Origin of the sequence: Streptomyces sp. NPDC049915, from assembly GCF_040656475.1 — a bacterium.
GTDB lineage: Bacteria > Actinomycetota > Actinomycetes > Streptomycetales > Streptomycetaceae > Streptomyces.
This window is the reverse complement of record NZ_JBFAMH010000006.1, coordinates 33,229-50,268: the sequence shown is the minus strand read 5'-3', so window position 1 is coordinate 50,268 and position 17,040 is coordinate 33,229. Positions and strand designations below refer to the sequence as shown.

The window sequence follows — 17,040 nt, the reverse complement described above, 5'->3', positions numbered from 1 at the left end:
TCCTGACATGGGGGCAGTCGTTAGCACGACGACCATGACTTGGGCCAGGGCCTTGCAGGGTGGGGAGCCGCCCCACCATGCTGTGTCCCAACTGATCGCGCTGTGACACGGCGGGAGACCTGGCGTGACACCGCGGGAAACCTAGGGAGAACCGACACCATGTCCGACAGCAGTGTGTCCGCCACCGAACTCACCTCCCAGTACCTCGCCCAGGTGACGAGCGACCTGGAGCACAACACCAAGGAACGCGAGCGCATCAGCGCGGAGATCGCCGCGCTGCAGGAGCAGTTCGCCGCACTCCAGCACGACTTCGCGGTGCTGCAGAACATGTACCAGGCGCTCCAGGGTGCGTCGGCCGTCGAGGAGGCGCGGGCGGCAGCGGAGTCGGTGACGTCCGAGAGCCCGGCGGAGGCGGTCGTCGTGCCCGCCCCGCGCAAGGCGGCCGGGCGCAAGCCCGCCGCAGGCAAGCGCACCCGGGCGACCACGACCAAGAGCGCCAAGGCGGCCAACACCGCCAAGACGGCCAAGGCGACCGGGACGGCCAAGGCTCCGGCGGCGTCGCGCGGCACCGCCAAGAAGCAGCCCGCCAAGAAGTCCGCCGCCAGGACGCCGGCGGCTGCGGCCGGCGCGCCCAAGCTCGTCGAACTCGTCCGTCAGCACCTCACGGAGCAGAAGGAGCCGCGCTCGGCGGCGGAGATCGCCGACGCGCTCGGCAACGCGCACCCCGAGCGCAGCATCAAGCCGACGGTCGTGCGCACCACGCTCGAAAGCCTCGTCGCCCGCAATCATGCCCAGCGGTCGAAGCAGGGCACGTCGGTGTTCTACACCGCCTCCGAGGCGGCGCCCGAGACGACCGGCGCGGACGCCAAGGCAGCCGAGCAGGAGGCTCAGCCGGAGAGCTGACTCACCGTCAGCACTGCGGGCGCTTCCCGTGGTTGGCGGCGTGGTTGCGGCGGGACTTCTTCTTCCGGCGTCGCTTGGACGACATGGTGACCTCCCACGGCATGAACGGAGACACACAGGTCACTGGCCTACCCGTCATCACCATACTCCGGGGCTCGTCACCCCTCCACCGCTCGCGCCGAGGGGCTGATTGGCTTTCCGCGGAGGCGTCGGGTAGACCGAGGACGTGCTGTTTCGCCAACTCGAGTACTTGGTGGCCCTCTCCCGGGAACGTCATTTCGCCCGTGCCGCCCAGGCCTGCTACGTCTCCCAGCCCGCGCTGTCGGAGGCCATCCGCAAGCTGGAGGAGGAACTCGACGTGCCGCTGGTGCGGCGCGGCCGCAAGTTCGAGGGTCTCACCCCGGAGGGTGAGCGCATCGTCGTATGGGCGCAGCGCATCCTGGCCGACCGCGACGCCCTGAAGGACGAGGCCGGCGCCCTGCGCAGCGGGCTGAGCGGGCGGATGCGGATCGGCTCCGTGCCGACCGCTTCGGGGGCCGCCTCGCTGCTGACGGATCCGTTCTGCGCGGCGCATCCGCTGACCACGGTGGAGGTGATCGCGGACCTGCAGTCGGTGGACATCCTGCGGCAGCTGCAGAACTTCGAGATCGACGCCGGGCTGACCTATGTGCGCGACGCGCTGCCGGAGCAGTTCCACTCCGTCCCGCTCTACGAGGAGCGCTACGTCCTGCTGCTCACGGCGGCCGACGCCCTGGCCCGTCGCGCGACCGCGACCTGGGCGGAGGCGTCCCGGCTGCCGCTGTGTCTGCTGAATCCGTCGATGCAGGGCCGCCGGGTGCTCGACGAGCAGTTCGCGGAGGCCGGGACCCAGCCCTCGCCCCGGGTGGAGACCGACTCGGTGGCCGCGTTGTTCGCCCACGTCCGCACGGGCCGGTGGGCGAGCGTCGTGGCGCACGCCTGGCTGCACGTCTTCGGTGTGCCGTACGGCATGCGGGCGGTGCCGCTGGTCGAGCCGGCCAGGACGGTGCCGGTCGGGCTGGTCGTCATGGCCCGGGAGCCGGGGTCGGTCATGGCGCGGGCCCTCCTCGACATCGCCCGGCGCACCGATGTCGCCGCCGCGCTGGAACGCCTGCCCGCCGATCCGGGCCGGTCATGAGCACAGCGGCGCCAGGCGCTCGGCTCCGGCGTAGACGTTCATGGACTCGCCGCGCAGGAAGCCGACCAGGGTCAGTCCGCTCTCCTCGGCCAGGTCCACGGCGAGCGAGGAGGGCGCGGAGACGGCCGCGAGCATCGGGATGCCGGCCATCACCGCCTTCTGCACCAGTTCGAAGGAGGCCCGGCCGCTGACCATCAGCACGCTCCCGCGCAGGGGAAGCACTCCCGTGCGCAGTGCGTGTCCGACGACCTTGTCCACGGCGTTGTGCCGGCCCACGTCCTCGCGCACACACAGCAGTTCGCCGTCGGCGGTGAACAGTCCCGCCGCGTGCAGTCCACCGGTGCTGTCGAACACCTTCTGCGCAGCGCGCAGTTTTCCGGGCAGGGCCGCGAGCAGGTCGGGGCCGAGGCGCAGCGGGTCGCCGGCCACGGACCAGGCGGCCGTCGTGCGGACCGCGTCCAGGCCTGCCTTGCCGCACAGTCCGCAGGACGACGTGGTGTAGAAGGTCCGCTCCAGTGACGCGTCGGGGGCGGGCACGCCCGGCGCCAGGGCCACGTCCACCACGTTGTACGTATTGCCGCCGTCCGCGGTGGCGCCGGCGCAGTAGCGGATCGCGGCGACGTCCGCGGCGGTGTGCAGGACGCCTTCGCCGACGAGGAATCCGGCGGCGAGGTCGAAGTCGTCGCCCGGCGTGCGCATGGTGACGGCCAGGGGGCGCCCGCCGACCCGGATCTCCATCGGCTCCTCGGCGGCGAGGGTGTCCGGACGGTAGGAGGCCACCCCGTCGCGGATGCGCAGCACCTTGCGCCGAGCGGTCACGCGTCCCATGCGGGCTCCGTTCCCCTGGCGGTACGGGAACGCGCCCCGGCGGGCTCCAGCCGGACCAGGACGGCCTTGGAGGTGGGGGTGTTGCTGATGTCGGCGACGCTGTCCAGCGGGACGAGGACGTTGGTCTCGGGATAGTAGGAGGCCGCGGAGCCGCGGGGGGTGGGGTAGGCGACGACGCGGAAGTCCTCCGCCCGGCGTTCCACCCCGTCGTGCCAGACCGTCACCAGGTCCACCGGGTCACGGTCGGCGAGGCCGAGAGCGGTCAGGTCGTCGGGGTTGACGAGCACGACGCGGCGGGCGTTGTGGATGCCGCGGTAGCGGTCGTTCATCGCGTACGGGACGGTGTTCCACTGGTCGTGGGAGCGCAGCGTCTGCAGCAGCAGCTGTCCCTTCGGGACGTGCGGCATCGTGAACTCGTTGCAGGTGAAGACGGCCTTGCCGCTCGGTGTGCGGAAGACGCCCTCGTTGACGGGGTTGGGCAGACGGAACCCGCCGGGCCTGGCCACGCGCGCGTTGAAGTCCTCGAAGCCGGGGACGACACGGGCGATCCGGTCGCGGACGGTGCCGTAGTCCGCCTCGAACTCCTCCCACGGGATGTCCGGTGTGCCGCCGAGGGTACGGCGGGCCAGCCGGCTGATGATCGCTACCTCACTGAGCAGGTGCGGCGAGGCCGGCGCCAGGCGTCCGCGCGAGGCGTGCACCTCGCTCATGGAGTCCTCGACGGTGACGAACTGCTCACCGGCCGCCTGGATGTCGCGGTCGCTGCGGCCGAGGGTGGGCAGGATGAGCGCGGTCTCGCCGCAGACCGTGTGCGACCGGTTGAGCTTGGTGGAGATGTGCGCGGTCAGGCGGCACCTGCGCATCGCCTCCTCGGTGACCCGGCTGTCGGGTGTGGCCCGTACGAAGTTGCCGGCCACGCCGACGAAGAGCTTGGCCCGGCCGTCGCGCATGGCCCTGATCGCGTCGACCGAGTCCAGGCCGTGCCGGCTCGGCGGGGTGAAGCCGAACTCGCGGCCCAGGGCGTCGAGGAAGGACTGCGGCATCCGCTCCCAGATGCCCATCGTGCGGTCGCCCTGGACGTTGCTGTGCCCGCGCACCGGGCACACGCCCGCGCCCGGCCGGCCGATGTTGCCGCGCAGCAGAAGGAAGTTGACCACTTCGCGGATGGTGGGGACGCCGTGCTTGTGCTGGGTCAGGCCCATCGCCCAGCACACGATGATCTTCTTGCTCCGCAGGACGAGATCGTGGACGTCCTCGATCTCCTCGCGGGTGAGCCCGGTCGCGGCGAGCACGTCGTCCCAGGTGGTCTTGCGCGCGTGCTCGGCGAAGTCGGTGAAGCCGGTGGTGCGGGTGTCGATGAACCTGTGGTCGAGCACGGTGCCCGGCGCGGCGTCCTCCGCCTCCAGGAGCATCCGGTTGAGCGCCTGGAAGAGGGCGAGGTCACCGCCGGGGCGGATCTGCAGGAACCGGTCGGCGATCGCGGTGCCCCGGCCCATGATCCCGCGGGCCTTCTGCGGGTGCTTGAAGCGGATCAGCCCGGCCTCGGGCAGCGGGTTGACCGCCACGACCCGGCCGCCGCCCCGCTTGGTCTCCTCCAGCGCGGTGAGCATCCGCGGGTGGTTGGTGCCCGGGTTCTGCCCGACGACGAAGACCAGGTCGGCCTGGTGGATGTCGTCCAGCGACACGCTGCCCTTGCCGATGCCGAGGGTCTCCTGCAGTGCCGAACCACTGGACTCGTGGCACATGTTGGAGCAGTCGGGCAGGTTGTTGGTGCCGAGGGCGCGCGCGAAGAGCTGCAGCAGGAAGGCGGCCTCGTTGTTCAGCCGTCCCGAGGTGTAGAAGAGGGCCTCGTCCGGTGAGTCCAGGCTGCGCAGTTCCCGCGCGAGCAGGTCGAGCGCCTCGTCCCAGCCGATGGGCTCGTAGTGCTGTGCGCCGGGCCGCTTGACCATGGGTTCGGTCAGCCGGCCCTGCTGGTTGAGCCAGTAGTCGGACCTGGTGCCCAGTTCGGCGATCGAGTGGCGGCGGAAGAAGTCGGCGGTGACCCGGCGCGTGGTGGCCTCGTCGGCGATGTGCTTGGCGCCGTTCTCGCAGTACTCGTTGCGGTGGCGTTTGCCCGGCGCGGGCTCCGGCCAGGCGCAGCCCGGGCAGTCGAACCCCTTGGCCTGGTTGATGTTCAGCAACGTCAGCGCGGTGCGCCGCACGGAGGTCTGCTCCAGGGAGTACTCCAGGGCGTGGGTCACCGCGGGCATGCCCGTCGCCCAGCGCTTGGGCGGGGTGACCGACAGATCGTCGCTCGGGTCCTCGATACCGCTCATGGTGTCGTCCGCCTCTTTCTGCCGGCTCCGCGATGACCGACCGGCAGCTTCGTCCCGTCGCCTGTCAGGTGTCAAAGAGGGGTTTTCGATCACCTGATAGGCGCTGCTTATCTGGCCTCTGAGCTGCGGCGAGGCGGCCCGGCGGGGTGCGGTGCGGCTCGGGGCCGACGCGCGATAGCGTGGCCGTATGCGCCATGAGGTGACCGAATCCGACACCGCGACGACGGTGGGCAGCGGTGATGTGCCCGTCCTCGCCACGCCACGACTCATCGCGTGGATGGAGGCGGCGACGATGGAAGCCGCCGCGCCCTTCGTCGGCGCGGGCCGCACGACCGTGGGCACGGCGGTGCGGATCCGGCATCTGCGCGCGTCGCGGGTGGGCGAGCTGGTGGAGGTCACCGCGCAGTCGCCGTCCACCGCGGACGGCCGGCGCCTGACGTTCCCGGTGCAGGCGGTCGACGGCTCGGGCAACCTGATCGCGACCGGCGAGATCGACCGGGCGGTCGTCGACCGGGAGCGGTTCCTGGCGGCCGTGCCGGCGCCGGCTGCGGGGCGGTGACACGGGCCTCGCGGTGACACGGGCGGTGGTGTTGCGCCGTAGCCCTTGTCACCGATGACGGGTGCCGCCCGCGGGCGGCCGAGTCCGTCGACCACCAGACGGAGGAGGGCGGCCTCCGCCGCCCGGGGGAGCTGGTCCCTCCGTGCGGGTGAGGCCTCGGGCCGGGTGAGCTGCGAGTGTGACGGCAGCGGGTGAACGCCCGACCGCCTTCTGCTCGTGGAGGATTGCCCATGCGCAAGCTCACCGTCGCCGTCGCACTCGTCACCGCGGCCGTCGCCCTCCTGACCGGCACCGCCGGAACCGCTGCGGCGGCACGGCCACCGGTGCCCGCCGAGCACCTCGCCGTGCGCAGCTGGACCTCACTCAATGAGCACGGCTCCGGGGCCAACCCCGGTGAGCGGCTCACCGCCTGGGTGGACGCCCGGACCGTCGGCGACCGCACTGGCGGGCGGGCCGTCGTCGAGCATGTGTTCTTCGGGCAGGGCACCGTCCGGGTCGAGTTCGACGTCGATTGCCTGACCCTCGACGGTGGCGCCGTCACCGTCACCGGGCCGGTCACCACGGCCACCGCCACCCCGGTCGGCCGGCCGGCGACCACCGGGCCGGCCGACTGGCACCCCGAGACGGGGCTCACCTTCTTCCCGTCCGACGCGCACGGCGAGCACCGGGCCGGCTGGGCCGGCGCCGACCTGTCGGACCCGACCAGGCCCGCCCGGGCCACGAAGTGCGCCCCGGTCCCGGCCGGACTGTGGGTCATCGGAGGGCGGACCGTCGCCCACCAGTGACGCAGGGACCGGCGCACGAGCCCCGACGCCGGGCGCCTGTGACCGAAACGGGTGAGCGAGAGCCGGGGGCCCCGTCCCCGCCCACCCGTGACGCCTACGGGACAGCCGGGTCAGCAGCCGCCGCAGTTGTAGTACAGGACATCCCAGTGGCTGCCCTCGTCGGCGTAGATGTTGCCGGAGCCGGACTTCCACTGCGGGGCGCCGTCACCGCGCAGGCCGATGTAGGTGAAGGTGTTCTTGATGTAGTTCCCGACGCAGGTGTACTTGCTGTAGTCGAGCTTGTAGCCGTTCCAGTGCGAGTACGTCCCGGACGCGTGCCCGGTCTCGGTGCCGCCGGTGATGTTCAGCGCGCACCCGCTGGCCCGCTTCAGGGTCTGGGCGCCCTGCGCGGTGGCGAGGTTGAGCTGGTCGAAGGACGTACAGGTCGAGTTGTTGCGGTCGGAGCAGTTGCCGGAGGACGACCAGGTGATGCCGACGTCGCGGAACATCGACGTGGCGGTGGCGTGAGTGATCTTGGTGACGGCGAACGCGTCGCCGGCGGTGCCGAGGACGACGGCGCCGGGGGCGACGACGAGGGCGAGAGCGGTCAGGATCGATCTGATCCGCAGCCCCATGAGCGTTTTCACGTGGTGCACGTGGAACCTCCCTGCGAGAAGTCATGCGTCCTGTGAGGTGACTGTGCAGGTGGTGCAGGGAGATGATGCCGGAGGTCTACGCGCGTTGGCCAGAGGGCGGTTCATCCCCGCTCTCGACCAGGCGGGCGAGCCGGTCGAGCGCCATGCGGGTGCCGGTCTCGTTGTCCTCGGGGCGTACGGCGTCGGGGATGCCCTCGTGCACGACGAGCACGTGCGTGCCGCCGCCTTCCGCGTCGGTGAGGGTGGTCGTCATCGTCATGCGGCCGCGCAGGCCGGGGTCGTCGGTCTCGAACTCCAGCACTTCCACGACCTTCGCGTCCGGGACCAGCTCGGCGAAGTGGCCGCGGTAAGTGTCCGTCTGCGCGGCCGACTTGCCCTCGGTCCCGGGAGCGTCGTAGCTGAGGGAGACGCGGAAGCCTCCCCCGGGGCGGGCGTCGAACTCATGGACCCGGCTGGTCATCCCGGCAGGCACGCGCCACCGCGCGATCGCCTCCGCGTCGAGCAGGGCCCGGTAGACGGCCGGACGGGGAGCACGGACATGCCGGGAAAGCCGGGTCGTGTACATGGACCCACCCTAGGCCGGAGGCCGACACCGGGCCGTCGGTGCCGGTGCGTGGGTTCGGTGTCAGGAGCTGCCGGTGGCGGGCAGCGCGTTCTGCCGGCGCTTCACGGCGGAGGACGATCCGCGGGCTGCCGAGGCACGAGATCCCGTCCGCGACGTCACCGCTGTCGTCTTCGATCCTCGCCGTCAGTACAGGACGCGCAGCGCCCCGGGCAGCACCCGCGCCGTGACGGGCAGGACGGCGTCCACCTCGCCGTCGGCGCCGTACGGCACCGGGCGGTCGGCCTCGATGCGGATCTCGCGGCCGCGCACCACCCGCACCTGGGGGCGGGTCACGTGGGCGCCGGTGGCCAGTTCGTTCATCAGGGCGAAGAAGAGCCGGCGGGGGGCGTGCTCGATCATGACGACGTCCAGCAGGCCGTCGTCGACGCGGGCATCCGGGGCGATCATGCGGCCGGAGCCGTAGTACGGGGAGTTGGCGGCGACGACGGTGTAGCCGCGGTGGGTGTGCTCCGTACCGTCCACGGTGACGCGGTAGTTCGCCGCCCGCCAGGTGGTCACCGCGCGCAGCCCGCCGGCGTAGTAGGAGGCGGAGCCGCGCAGCAGGCGCGAGTGGTTGGCGTGGCGGTTGGCGAGCGCGTCGACGCCCGCGTACACGCTGCCGAGCACGACCGCCTTGTGGTGGACGGCGGACTCGACCTCGATGGTGTCCACCGGGCGCGGCTCGCCCTCCAGCAGCAGCCGTGCCAGGGCGTCGGGTTCGTCCGGCAGACCGAGGGCGCGGGCGAAGTCGTTGCCCCGGCCGGCGGGGACCAGCCCGAGCACCGACCCGGTGCCGCTGAGGGCGCCCCCGATGCCGCCGGCGATGCCGTCGCCGCCGACGGCGAGCACGACCCGGCCCGCTTCCCCGGCGCTGCGGGCGATGTCCTGGGCGTGGGCCAGGCTGCGGCTGTACTCGGTGTCCATGTCGGCGCCGGCCGCCCGCAGCGCGTGGGCGACCCGCAGCAGCGCGGCCGCGGCGGTCGAGCCGCCCGCGGTGGGGTTGACGACGGCGGTGAACTGTCGCATGGGTGAGCCTCCGGGGCGGTCGAGCGGGCGGGCCGAGGGGATGTGGCCGAGGGAACCGGCCGAAGCGTTTCAGTCGGTCGGGAGCAGGACGCCGGGGTTGAGCAGTCCGTGCGGGTCCAGTCGCCGTTTGACGGCCTGCAGCGCCGCCACGCCGAGCGGGCCGGCCTCCCGCACGTACCAGTCGCGGTGGTCGGTGCCCACGCCGTGGTGATGGCTGATGGTGCCACCGGCGGCGAGGATCGCCTCGTTGGCGGCGTGCTTGGCCCGCGTCCAGTGCGCCACGGGGTCGTCCTCGCCCTGCGCGGACACGACGGTGAAGTAGAGCGAGGCGCCGTTGTCGTAGACGTGGGAGATGTGGCACATCACCAGCGGCGGGGTGCCCGCCTCGGTCAGCGTCGCCGTGAGCGCGTCGCGTACGGCCGTGTACAGGCCGGGGATGCGCGACCAGAAGGCGGCGGTCTCCAGCGTCTCGGCGAACGCACCCGCGTCGAGGAGGGAGTCGCGCAGGTAGGGGGCGGAGTAGCGGCCGCGCGCCCAGCGTTCGCCCGGTTCCGCGCCGAGGCAGGTGCCGCCGAGTCCGGCGAGGACGGCGGCGGCGCCCTCACGGCGGTGGGCGGTGTCCTCCTCGGTGCCCTCGAAGCCGACGATCGCCAGACAGCCGGCGTCGCTCGGCAGGCCGTTCGCGCCGATGGCGTCGGGCTGGGCGAGGCCGATGAGCGTCTCCGTCTCGTCGGACAGCCGCAGCACGGTGGGGCGCGGCCCGTCCTGGGCGAGACGGCGCAGGGCCGCGCCGCCCTCGGCGAAGGAGGCGAAGCGCCAGCCCTCGTAGCGGCGGACCTGCGGCACCGGCCGAAGGCGCAGGGTCACGGAGGTGATCACGCCGAAGGCGCCCTCGGAGCCGAGGACGAGCTGGCGCAGATCGGGTCCGGCGGCCGAGCGGGGGGCGCGGCCCGCGTCGAGGGTGCCCTCGGGGGTGGCGAGGGTGAGGCCCAGCACCATGTCGTCGAAGCGGCCGTAACCGGCGGACGCCTGGCCGCTGGAGCGTGCGGCGGCGAAGCCGCCGATGGTGGCCCACTCGTAGGACTGGGGGAAGTGGCCGAGGGTGAACCCGTGCTCGGCCAGCAGCGCTTCGGCCTGAGGGGCGCGCAGGCCGGGCTGCAGGGTGGCCGTGCGGGAGACGGGGTCGATGTCGAGCAGTTGGTCCATGCGGCGCAGGTCGAGGGCGACGAAGGGCCCGCGCCGCTCGGGGGCGAGGCCGCCCACGACGGAGGTGCCGCCGCCGAACGGTACGGCGGGGAGCCGGTGGCGGGCGCAGACGCGCAGGACGGCGACGACGTCGTCGTGCCCGGCCGGGAGTACGACGGCGGCCGGGACGTCGCTGACGTCGGCGGCGCGGATGCGCAGCAGGTCGGGGGTGGACTTGCCGCGGGTGTGCCGCAGCCGGGTCTCGGCGTCCGTGCGGACGTGGTCCTCGTCGCCGACGGCGGCGGCCAGCTCCCGCAGTACCGCCGGATCGAGCGGCGAGTCGGGGACGGTGATGTCCGCCAGGCCCGGCGGCTCGGCCTCGCGGGGCTTGACTCCCAGCATCTCGCGCAGCAGGCCGATCACCGGCTCGGGCAGCGGTGCCGCCTTGGCCGGATCGCCCCAGCCGTTCCACAGCATGTCCACGGCGCTTGTCCTCATCTGTCGGTCGATTGACCTCTCGATCCATCGATCTGTCGATCCATCGATCTGTCGGCCGGGTCGGCGTCGGTCGGCGCGGCGCGGGGACGCCCGGGGGCGGTCACCGCGGCGCGGGCGTTACACTGTGACACATGACGCCTATTCGTCACAACAATGGGGACAACGATCCGGTGCTCGACGCGGTGCGCGACTGCGTTCTGGCCGTCGGCGTCCGCCGCACGACCCTGACCGACGTGGCGCGCCGCGCGGGCGTCTCCCGGATGACGCTGTACCGGCGCTGGCCCGATGTGCGCTCCCTGGTCGGCGACCTGATGACGCGCGAGTGGGTCGGGGTGGCGACCGCCGCCATGCCTCAGCGCACGCCGGGCCGCAGCGCGCGGGAACTCATCGTCGAGGGGCTGACGCACGGAGTCGAGGCCTTCCGCGCCCATCCGCTCTTCAACAAGATCCTCGACGTCGACCCCGAACTGCTCCTGCCGTACATGCTGGACCGGCGCGGCGCGAGCCAGGAGGCCCTGCTGGACCTGCTGACCGACGGCGTGCGCGACGGTCACGCCGATGGATCGGTCCGCGCCGGCCATCCCGAACGCCAGGCCCGCGCCCTGCTGCTCGTCGTCCAGTCCTTCACGCTGTCGCTGCGGACGATGACCGACGAGGACGACCCGGACCTCAACGCCGCCGCTCTGCTCGGGGAGTTGCGGACCCTTCTGGAGAGGACCCTCACCCCATGAGCGCCATGAGCACCGACGCCCCGCACCCCGCCTCGTCCCTGTCCGCCGCGCGCCGCACGCGCGAACTCGCCGCGACCGTCGGCGCCGAGCCGGTGGACGTCCTCGTCGTCGGGCTCGGCGCCACCGGCGCGGGAGTCGCCCTGGACGCGGCCGCCCGGGGACTCACGGTCGCCGCCGTCGACGCGCACGACCTGGCCTTCGGCACCTCGCGCTGGAGCTCGAAGCTCATCCACGGCGGCCTGCGCTACCTCGCCTCCGCGCAGTTCGACGTGGCGCACGAGAGCGCCGTGGAGCGCGGCGTGCTGATGGAACGCACCGCCCCCCACCTGGTGCGCGCCCAGCCGTTCGTACTGCCGCTGACACCGCTGGTGTCGCGGGGCCAGGCGGCGCTGGCGTGGGCCGGCTTCCGGGCCGGTGACGCACTGCGCCTGGCGGCGCGCACGGCCCGCGCCACACTGCCGGCGCCGCGCCGCCTGTCGGCGGTGGAGACCCGCACCCTCGCCCCCGGCCTGCGCTCCGGCGGGCTGCGCGGCGGCCTGCTCTCCTGGGACGGCAGGCTCACCGACGACGCCCGCCTGGTCACCGCCCTCGCCCGCACCGCGGCGGCACACGGTGCGCGCGTCCTGACCCGGGTGCGAGCCCTGGAGCTGTCCGGCACCGGCGCCCGGGTCCGCGACGAACTCACCGGCGAGGAGGGCTTCCTGCGCGCCCGCGCGGTGATCAACGCGACCGGCGTGTGGGCGGACGGCCTGGTCGACGGCATCCGGATCCGCCCCTCGCGCGGCACCCACCTGGTACTGCGCGCCGACCGCCTCGGGCCGCTGCCGGCCGGCCTGCACATCCCCGTCCCCGGCGAGACCAACCGCTTCGTCCTCGTCCTTCCGCAGGGCGACGGCCGGGTCTACGTGGGCCTCACCGACGAACCCGTCGAGGGACCGGTGCCGAACGTGCCGGAGGTGCCGGAGACGGACATCGGCTTCCTGCTCGACATCCTCGGCTCCGCGCTGGACACCCCACTGCACCGCGCCGACGTCGTGGGCGCCTTCGCGGGGCTGCGCCCTCTGCTGGACACGGCCGGTGACGGTACGTCGGCCAGGACCGCCGACATCTCCCGCCGGCATGCCGTGCTGACCTCCTCCGACGGGGTGGTCACCATCGTCGGCGGCAAGCTCACCACCTACCGGCGCATGGCCGAGGACGCCGTCGACCGCGCCGTCGCCACTCGCCGCCTCACCGCCGGCCCCTCCCCCACCGCCGCACTGCCCCTGGTCGGCGCCGCCGCTCCGGCCCGGCTCGGCGCGCTGCCCGCGCCACGCCGCCTCGTCCAGCGGTACGGCACGGAGGCCGCCGCGGTGCAGGCCCTCGCCGCGCACGACCCGCGCCTGGGTGAACGCGTCCTGCCCGGCCACCCGGTCACCGGTGCCGAACTGCTGTGGGCCGTGCGCCACGAGGGCGCGCTCGACGCCGCGGACGTCCTCGACCGCCGTACCCGGATCGGAGTGGTGCCCGAGGACCGCGAGGCGGCACGGCCGGCCGCGGAGGAGATCGTCGGCGAGGCCCTGGCCACGCTCGGCTGACGCAAGCGCATACCGGGCCGGTCCGCTTCGGCAGCGAACCGGCCATGGTCACTGAAGAGAGCAACTACGCGCTGAGCGGCCCCAGTTGGCCGTTCAGCGCGTTTTCGCACCGCGGAAACATGACCGAAACCGCGTTCCTCCGGCAACTATGCCAACGGCCGCTGGCGCCTTTAACCTGACTCGTCAGTAAGTCCGCACTGCCTGCGGCGCGACCGACCCTCACAGCCTTCGCGTGCCCCCGCTCGTGCCGCCGGTCCCTCACCCCTCTCGCCCCCGGGCGCCCTTTTCTGCACCCGCACCGAAAGGACACAGAGGATGAAAGACCAGCAAGGCAGACAGGTGGTCGGCCGGATCCGGTGGCGGCGGTTCGCACTGCTCGCCGCTCCCGGCTGTGCGGCCACCGCCGCGCTCGGCATCGCGCTGGCGCAGGGCGCCGTCGCCGCCTCGTTCGCCGTCTCGGGCCAGCAGTTCAAGGTGTCCGCCGACAGTCTCACCGGTCAGGGGTTCGCCCAGTACGGCACCATCGACACCAACGCCCGAGGCGACCTCCTCCCGGTCGCCACCGTCGGCATCCGCACCGCGAGGATCAACAACCTCTGCCAGTCGGTGGTCACCAGGCTCCCCGTCCTCGGCAACATCTCGCTCACCCTGACCGCCGGCGCCGGGGACACGCCCGTCGAGGCGGAGAACCTCTTCCTCGACGCCACCCAGCTGGAGGGCGACGCCGCCTTCCACACCATCGAGATCGGCCGCGACGCCTCCACCCTCGACAAGGGGCCCGACGGCGCGCAGGGCATGCAGGACGCCTTCTCGCAGCAGGCCGACGACCTGCAGATCAACGGCCTCAGGCAGGTGGCATGGGCCGCCAACGCCGGCACGTTCAAGCTGTCCGGGCTCAAGATGAAGATCGCCAAGGGCAAGAAGGAATGTTTCTGAGCCGGCGCGCGTGGCGCACCTGGCGCCGCAGCCGTCCCTTCTGGGGCGGCCTGGCCACGGTCGTCGCCGGGAGCGAGATCTGCGCCCTCCCGCTCGCCCCGCTCGAGGTCATGCTCAAACAGGGCGTCGCCGGACTGCCATCCGTCCTGTTCGGGCTGGTCATGATCGTGCTGGGCCTGTCCGCGTGGGTCGCCCCGCACCACCGCGGCCTGGCGGGCGTCCTCACCGTGCTCCTGGCCGTCGCCGCCCTGGTCATGTCCAACCTGGGCGGGTTCCTGTTCGGCACCGTCCTCGGCATCGTGGGCGGCTCCTTGATCTTCGCCTGGCAGCCGGTGCCGGCCGCGGACGCTCCGGCCGAACCGACCGCCGTAACACCGGCCGACACGGATGCCGCCGATCCCGCGGCGACGCCGGCCACCACCGAGCCCGCCGAGCCCACGACGACGACACCCACCGAGTCCGCCGAGTCCGCCGAGCCCCGCCTCGGCACCCCCGGTACGCCACCCCCCACAGGCGCCACCGTGCACCACATCGCACCGACCGTTCCCGTCCCGTCAGCCGCTCCGCACGGAAAGGGATCCACACCATGACACCTCCCCACAGTGTCCGCGCGCTCCTCGCCGCGGCCACCGGCGCCGCGGCCACCGCAGCGCTGCTGCTCGCCGGCCCGGCCGCCGAGGCGCAGACCGCCGCCGGGTCGACCACGGTCACCCCGGCCGGGCACGCCTACAAGGCCACGCTGTCCGGCAAGGCCACATTCAAGGCCGGCACCGTGACCCTCACCTGTTCGGTCTCCTCCACGACCGGCCAGGTCCCCGCCGCGCCCGCCAACCACAACGACGCCGGCCCGGTGTCCTCCACCCTCGCCGCTCCCACCTTCGGCTCGTGCACATCCAGCCTGCCCGGCGTCACCCCCACGGTCACCACCAGCGGCACGTGGGGCATCTCGGTCCAGAACGGCGCGCCGAGCAGCGCGACGCTGACCGTCCCCCGGGGCGGCCTGGTCGTCAAGACGAGCGGCCTGGCCACCTGCACGATCACCTCCGCGCCCAGCGGCCCGGCGCCCATCGCGGGCAGCTGGACCAACGGCGCGCCCTCCGGCCTGGCCTTCGCCAACGCCGTCGTACCCGTGACCGTCACCGGCACCTTCGGCTGCCCGACCAGCGCCACGACCTCCACCGTCAACCTGGCCTACACCGTGGCCGACACGACCGATCCGGCCCAGCAGATCACCGTCGGCGCCTGACCCGACCGGTCCGGGGTGCGCAGGCTCCGTCCTGCGCACCCCATGACGTACGAGTCGTTCTACAGCCGTTCGTATGACGCACCCTCAGGCGAGGGAGAGGAAGGACTGATCCCGGAACGTCGCGGGGCCGTCGTTCGTATCAAGGAGGGGAAGCGGCACGACCCGCCCCTTCCCTCCTGATAGTTTTCTACAGCGCTGTAGAAGTTCACGGCAGCCCCGGCCGCTCCCCGGCCGGGGACAGCTCACTACTCGTATGGAGTCGGCATGGCCCTGTGGGACCGCATCAAGGACTCGGCATCGCAGATGCAGACGCAGCTCGTGGCGAAGAAGAACGACCTGAAGAGCGGCGCCTTCCGCGACGCGAGCATGGCGATGTGCGCGCTCGTCGCGGCCGCCGACGGCACCGTCGACCCCTCGGAGCGCCAGCGGGTGGCCCAGCTCATCGCCGGCAACGAGGTGCTGCAGAACTTCCCGGCGGACGACCTGCGCCGCCGGTTCGAGGACAACCTGAACAAGCTGACCGCCGACTTCGCCTTCGGCAAGGTCAGCGTCCTGCAGGAGATCGCCAAGGCGAAGAAGAAGCCCGCCGAGGCGCGCGCCGTCATCCAGATCGGCATCGTCATCGGCGGCGCCGACGGCAACTTCGACAAGGACGAGCAGGCCGTGGTCCGCGAGGCGTGCTACGCGCTGGACCTGCCGCCGCACGAGTTCGACCTCTGACGCGATGCCATAGCATCACCTGGCGGGCGGGAGCGGCTCGCCGGTAGACGGAAAGCACTTCGGGGGGGCCGATCGTGAGCAGTACGGACCGCAGCCGTCCGGCGGCCCAGGGCGCGACGCCCTCGCCCGCGGGTCGCAACCGTGCCGCGAACGTCAGCGGCTTCTTCGCGCTGGGCGCGGTCGCCTCGCTCGGCAACTTCGCCACCGGCCTCGCCTGGATCAACCCGGGCATCTTCGTGGCCATGGCGGTGCTGTGCGCGCTGATCGCCATCCCCGCCGGTCATGTGGGCCGCTTCCGCGGCCGACGGCTGGGCGGCGAGGGGCGCGGGCTGGCGCTGGCCGGCATCCTGACGGGCTGGCTGGTGCTGGTGGTGTGTGTCCTGGCCGGGCTGGCCCTCCTGGGGCTCGTCGCCGGTCTCGCGGTGGTGCTGGACCACATCTGACGACCCGGCGTCCCGGTGGCCCCCGCGGCGCCGCTCACGCCAGGGGGGCCGGGTCCCGGCGTCCCTCAGTGCCGGGCCGGCTCGGGGGTACGACGTACACCGGCCGCGGCCAGCAGGGCGCCGACGACGCACAGCGCGCCGGCGGCCAGGACGGCCGTGTGGACGCCCGACACCCTCCCGGCCATCGAGGCCGGGGCCACCGGCTACCTGTTGAAGGACGCGCGACCCGAGGACCTGGCCGCGGCCGTGCGCACCGCCGCGGCCGGCCGTACGGCACTGGCCCCGGCGGTCGCGGACCGGTTGCTGCACCGGCTGCGCACGCCCGGGACGTCGTTGACGCGGCGCGAGACGGAGGTGCTGGGCCTGGTGGCCGACGGGTTGTCGAACCAGGCCGTGGCCGGACGGCTGCACCTCACCGAGGGGACCGTGAAGTCGCATCTGGCGCGGGTGTACGCCAAGCTCGGCGTGGACTCGCGCACCGCCGCGGTCGCCTTCGCCACGGACCTGGGCCTGATCCGCCGCTGACGGGTCAGGCGCAGCCCCAGGCCGACATGCCCTGCTGGGTGGCCAGGCGCCGGGCGACCTTGATCTGCTGACGCCGGGTGGCGAGGTCGGCGCGCGGCGCGTATCTGAGCCCGCCGGCCGCCCGCCAACTGGACCGGCTGAACTGCAGGCCGCCGTAGTAGCCGTTGCCGGTGTTGGCCTGCCAGTTGCCCCCGGACTCGCAGGCCGCGATGGCGTCCCAGTCGGGCCCGAACCGCGGAACGGCCTCGGCCGTCGTCCCGGCCGTGCTCAGCGCGGCCAGGGTCGTCACGAGCACCAGCGCTGTCCTCGCACGGCGGGACGGGCGGCCGGCGGCACGGTTCATCACACTCTGCAGCGATTCCATGACC

Annotated in this window: 18 protein-coding genes and 1 pseudogene; 12 read left to right on the top strand and 7 right to left on the bottom strand. The window is 72.9% G+C overall.

The window, feature by feature from the left end; all coding sequences use genetic code 11:
* Positions 1 to 159: 159 nt before the first annotated feature.
* Together AB0J12_RS12340 and AB0J12_RS12335 are read left to right on the top strand one after the other, a co-directional pair.
* Positions 160 to 903 (top strand): hypothetical protein, encoded by a 744-nt coding sequence (locus tag AB0J12_RS12340; protein WP_363264224.1) that lies wholly within the window; start codon positions 160 to 162, stop codon positions 901 to 903.
* Positions 904 to 1,129: 226 nt separating this feature from the next.
* A complete protein-coding gene (locus tag AB0J12_RS12335) occupies positions 1,130 to 2,059 on the top strand; it encodes a LysR family transcriptional regulator (protein WP_363264223.1) in 930 nt (309 codons plus the stop codon).
* Here AB0J12_RS12335 and fdhD read toward each other — a convergent pair.
* Together fdhD and AB0J12_RS12325 are read right to left on the bottom strand one after the other, a co-directional pair.
* A complete protein-coding gene (fdhD, locus tag AB0J12_RS12330; RefSeq protein WP_363264222.1) occupies positions 2,054 to 2,887 on the bottom strand; it encodes a formate dehydrogenase accessory sulfurtransferase FdhD in 834 nt (277 codons plus the stop codon). The genes AB0J12_RS12335 and fdhD overlap by 6 nt on opposite strands.
* Complete coding sequence (locus tag AB0J12_RS12325) at positions 2,875 to 5,202, bottom strand: FdhF/YdeP family oxidoreductase (protein WP_363264221.1); 2,328 nt, start codon at positions 5,200 to 5,202, stop codon at positions 2,875 to 2,877. The genes fdhD and AB0J12_RS12325 overlap by 13 nt, the downstream gene beginning before the upstream one ends.
* A 187-nt stretch (positions 5,203 to 5,389) precedes the next feature.
* Here AB0J12_RS12325 and AB0J12_RS12320 point away from each other — a divergent pair, with 187 nt between their 5' ends.
* Positions 5,390 to 5,761, top strand: coding sequence for a hotdog domain-containing protein (locus AB0J12_RS12320; RefSeq protein ID WP_363264220.1), 372 nt, complete (start codon positions 5,390 to 5,392; stop codon positions 5,759 to 5,761).
* Between the two features lie 230 nt (positions 5,762 to 5,991).
* Positions 5,992 to 6,546 (top strand): hypothetical protein, encoded by a 555-nt coding sequence (locus AB0J12_RS12315; RefSeq protein ID WP_363264219.1) that lies wholly within the window; start codon positions 5,992 to 5,994, stop codon positions 6,544 to 6,546.
* A gap of 110 nt (positions 6,547 to 6,656) precedes the next feature.
* Here the strand turns inward: AB0J12_RS12315 and AB0J12_RS12310 are convergent, their stop codons facing one another.
* From AB0J12_RS12310 to AB0J12_RS12295, 4 genes are all read right to left on the bottom strand, one after another.
* A complete protein-coding gene (locus tag AB0J12_RS12310) occupies positions 6,657 to 7,160 on the bottom strand; it encodes a hypothetical protein (protein ID WP_363264566.1) in 504 nt (167 codons plus the stop codon).
* Positions 7,161 to 7,257: 97 nt separating this feature from the next.
* The gene (locus tag AB0J12_RS12305) at positions 7,258 to 7,746 is read right to left on the bottom strand and encodes an SRPBCC family protein (RefSeq protein ID WP_363264218.1); all 489 of its coding nucleotides are present in this window, start codon (positions 7,744 to 7,746) and stop codon (positions 7,258 to 7,260) included.
* Between the two features lie 183 nt (positions 7,747 to 7,929).
* Positions 7,930 to 8,811, bottom strand: a complete 882-nt coding sequence (locus AB0J12_RS12300; RefSeq protein ID WP_363264217.1) for a YegS/Rv2252/BmrU family lipid kinase — start codon at positions 8,809 to 8,811, stop codon at positions 7,930 to 7,932.
* A gap of 69 nt (positions 8,812 to 8,880) precedes the next feature.
* A complete protein-coding gene (locus tag AB0J12_RS12295; RefSeq protein ID WP_363264565.1) occupies positions 8,881 to 10,479 on the bottom strand; it encodes an FAD-binding oxidoreductase in 1,599 nt (532 codons plus the stop codon).
* 146 nt (positions 10,480 to 10,625) lie between these two features.
* Here AB0J12_RS12295 and AB0J12_RS12290 point away from each other — a divergent pair, with 146 nt between their 5' ends.
* From AB0J12_RS12290 to AB0J12_RS12255, 8 genes and pseudogenes are all read left to right on the top strand, one after another.
* On the top strand, positions 10,626 to 11,225 hold the full coding sequence (locus AB0J12_RS12290; RefSeq protein WP_363264216.1) for a TetR/AcrR family transcriptional regulator: 600 nt from the start codon (positions 10,626 to 10,628) through the stop codon (positions 11,223 to 11,225).
* Entirely contained in the window at positions 11,222 to 12,802 is a 1,581-nt protein-coding gene (locus tag AB0J12_RS12285) for a glycerol-3-phosphate dehydrogenase/oxidase (protein ID WP_363264215.1), read from the top strand. Before AB0J12_RS12290 ends, AB0J12_RS12285 begins: the two co-directional genes overlap by 4 nt.
* Before the next feature lie 315 nt (positions 12,803 to 13,117).
* On the top strand, positions 13,118 to 13,738 hold the full coding sequence (locus AB0J12_RS12280; protein ID WP_363264214.1) for a DUF6230 family protein: 621 nt from the start codon (positions 13,118 to 13,120) through the stop codon (positions 13,736 to 13,738).
* Positions 13,729 to 14,328, top strand: coding sequence for a DUF6114 domain-containing protein (locus tag AB0J12_RS12275; RefSeq protein ID WP_363264213.1), 600 nt, complete (start codon positions 13,729 to 13,731; stop codon positions 14,326 to 14,328). The genes AB0J12_RS12280 and AB0J12_RS12275 overlap by 10 nt, the downstream gene beginning before the upstream one ends.
* Positions 14,325 to 14,984: a hypothetical protein gene (locus AB0J12_RS12270; RefSeq protein WP_363264212.1), complete on the top strand. Its 660-nt coding sequence runs from the start codon at positions 14,325 to 14,327 to the stop codon at positions 14,982 to 14,984. Before AB0J12_RS12275 ends, AB0J12_RS12270 begins: the two co-directional genes overlap by 4 nt.
* A gap of 264 nt (positions 14,985 to 15,248) precedes the next feature.
* Positions 15,249 to 15,704: a TerB family tellurite resistance protein gene (locus AB0J12_RS12265; protein WP_363264211.1), complete on the top strand. Its 456-nt coding sequence runs from the start codon at positions 15,249 to 15,251 to the stop codon at positions 15,702 to 15,704.
* Between the two features lie 74 nt (positions 15,705 to 15,778).
* A complete protein-coding gene (locus AB0J12_RS12260) occupies positions 15,779 to 16,147 on the top strand; it encodes a DUF4190 domain-containing protein (RefSeq protein ID WP_363264210.1) in 369 nt (122 codons plus the stop codon).
* A gap of 168 nt (positions 16,148 to 16,315) precedes the next feature.
* Positions 16,316 to 16,672, top strand: a pseudogene (locus AB0J12_RS12255) (response regulator transcription factor); the annotation flags it as partial.
* Positions 16,673 to 16,676: 4 nt separating this feature from the next.
* Here the strand turns inward: AB0J12_RS12255 and AB0J12_RS12250 are convergent.
* A complete protein-coding gene (locus AB0J12_RS12250) occupies positions 16,677 to 17,036 on the bottom strand; it encodes a transglycosylase family protein (protein ID WP_363264209.1) in 360 nt (119 codons plus the stop codon).
* Positions 17,037 to 17,040: the final 4 nt, after the last annotated feature.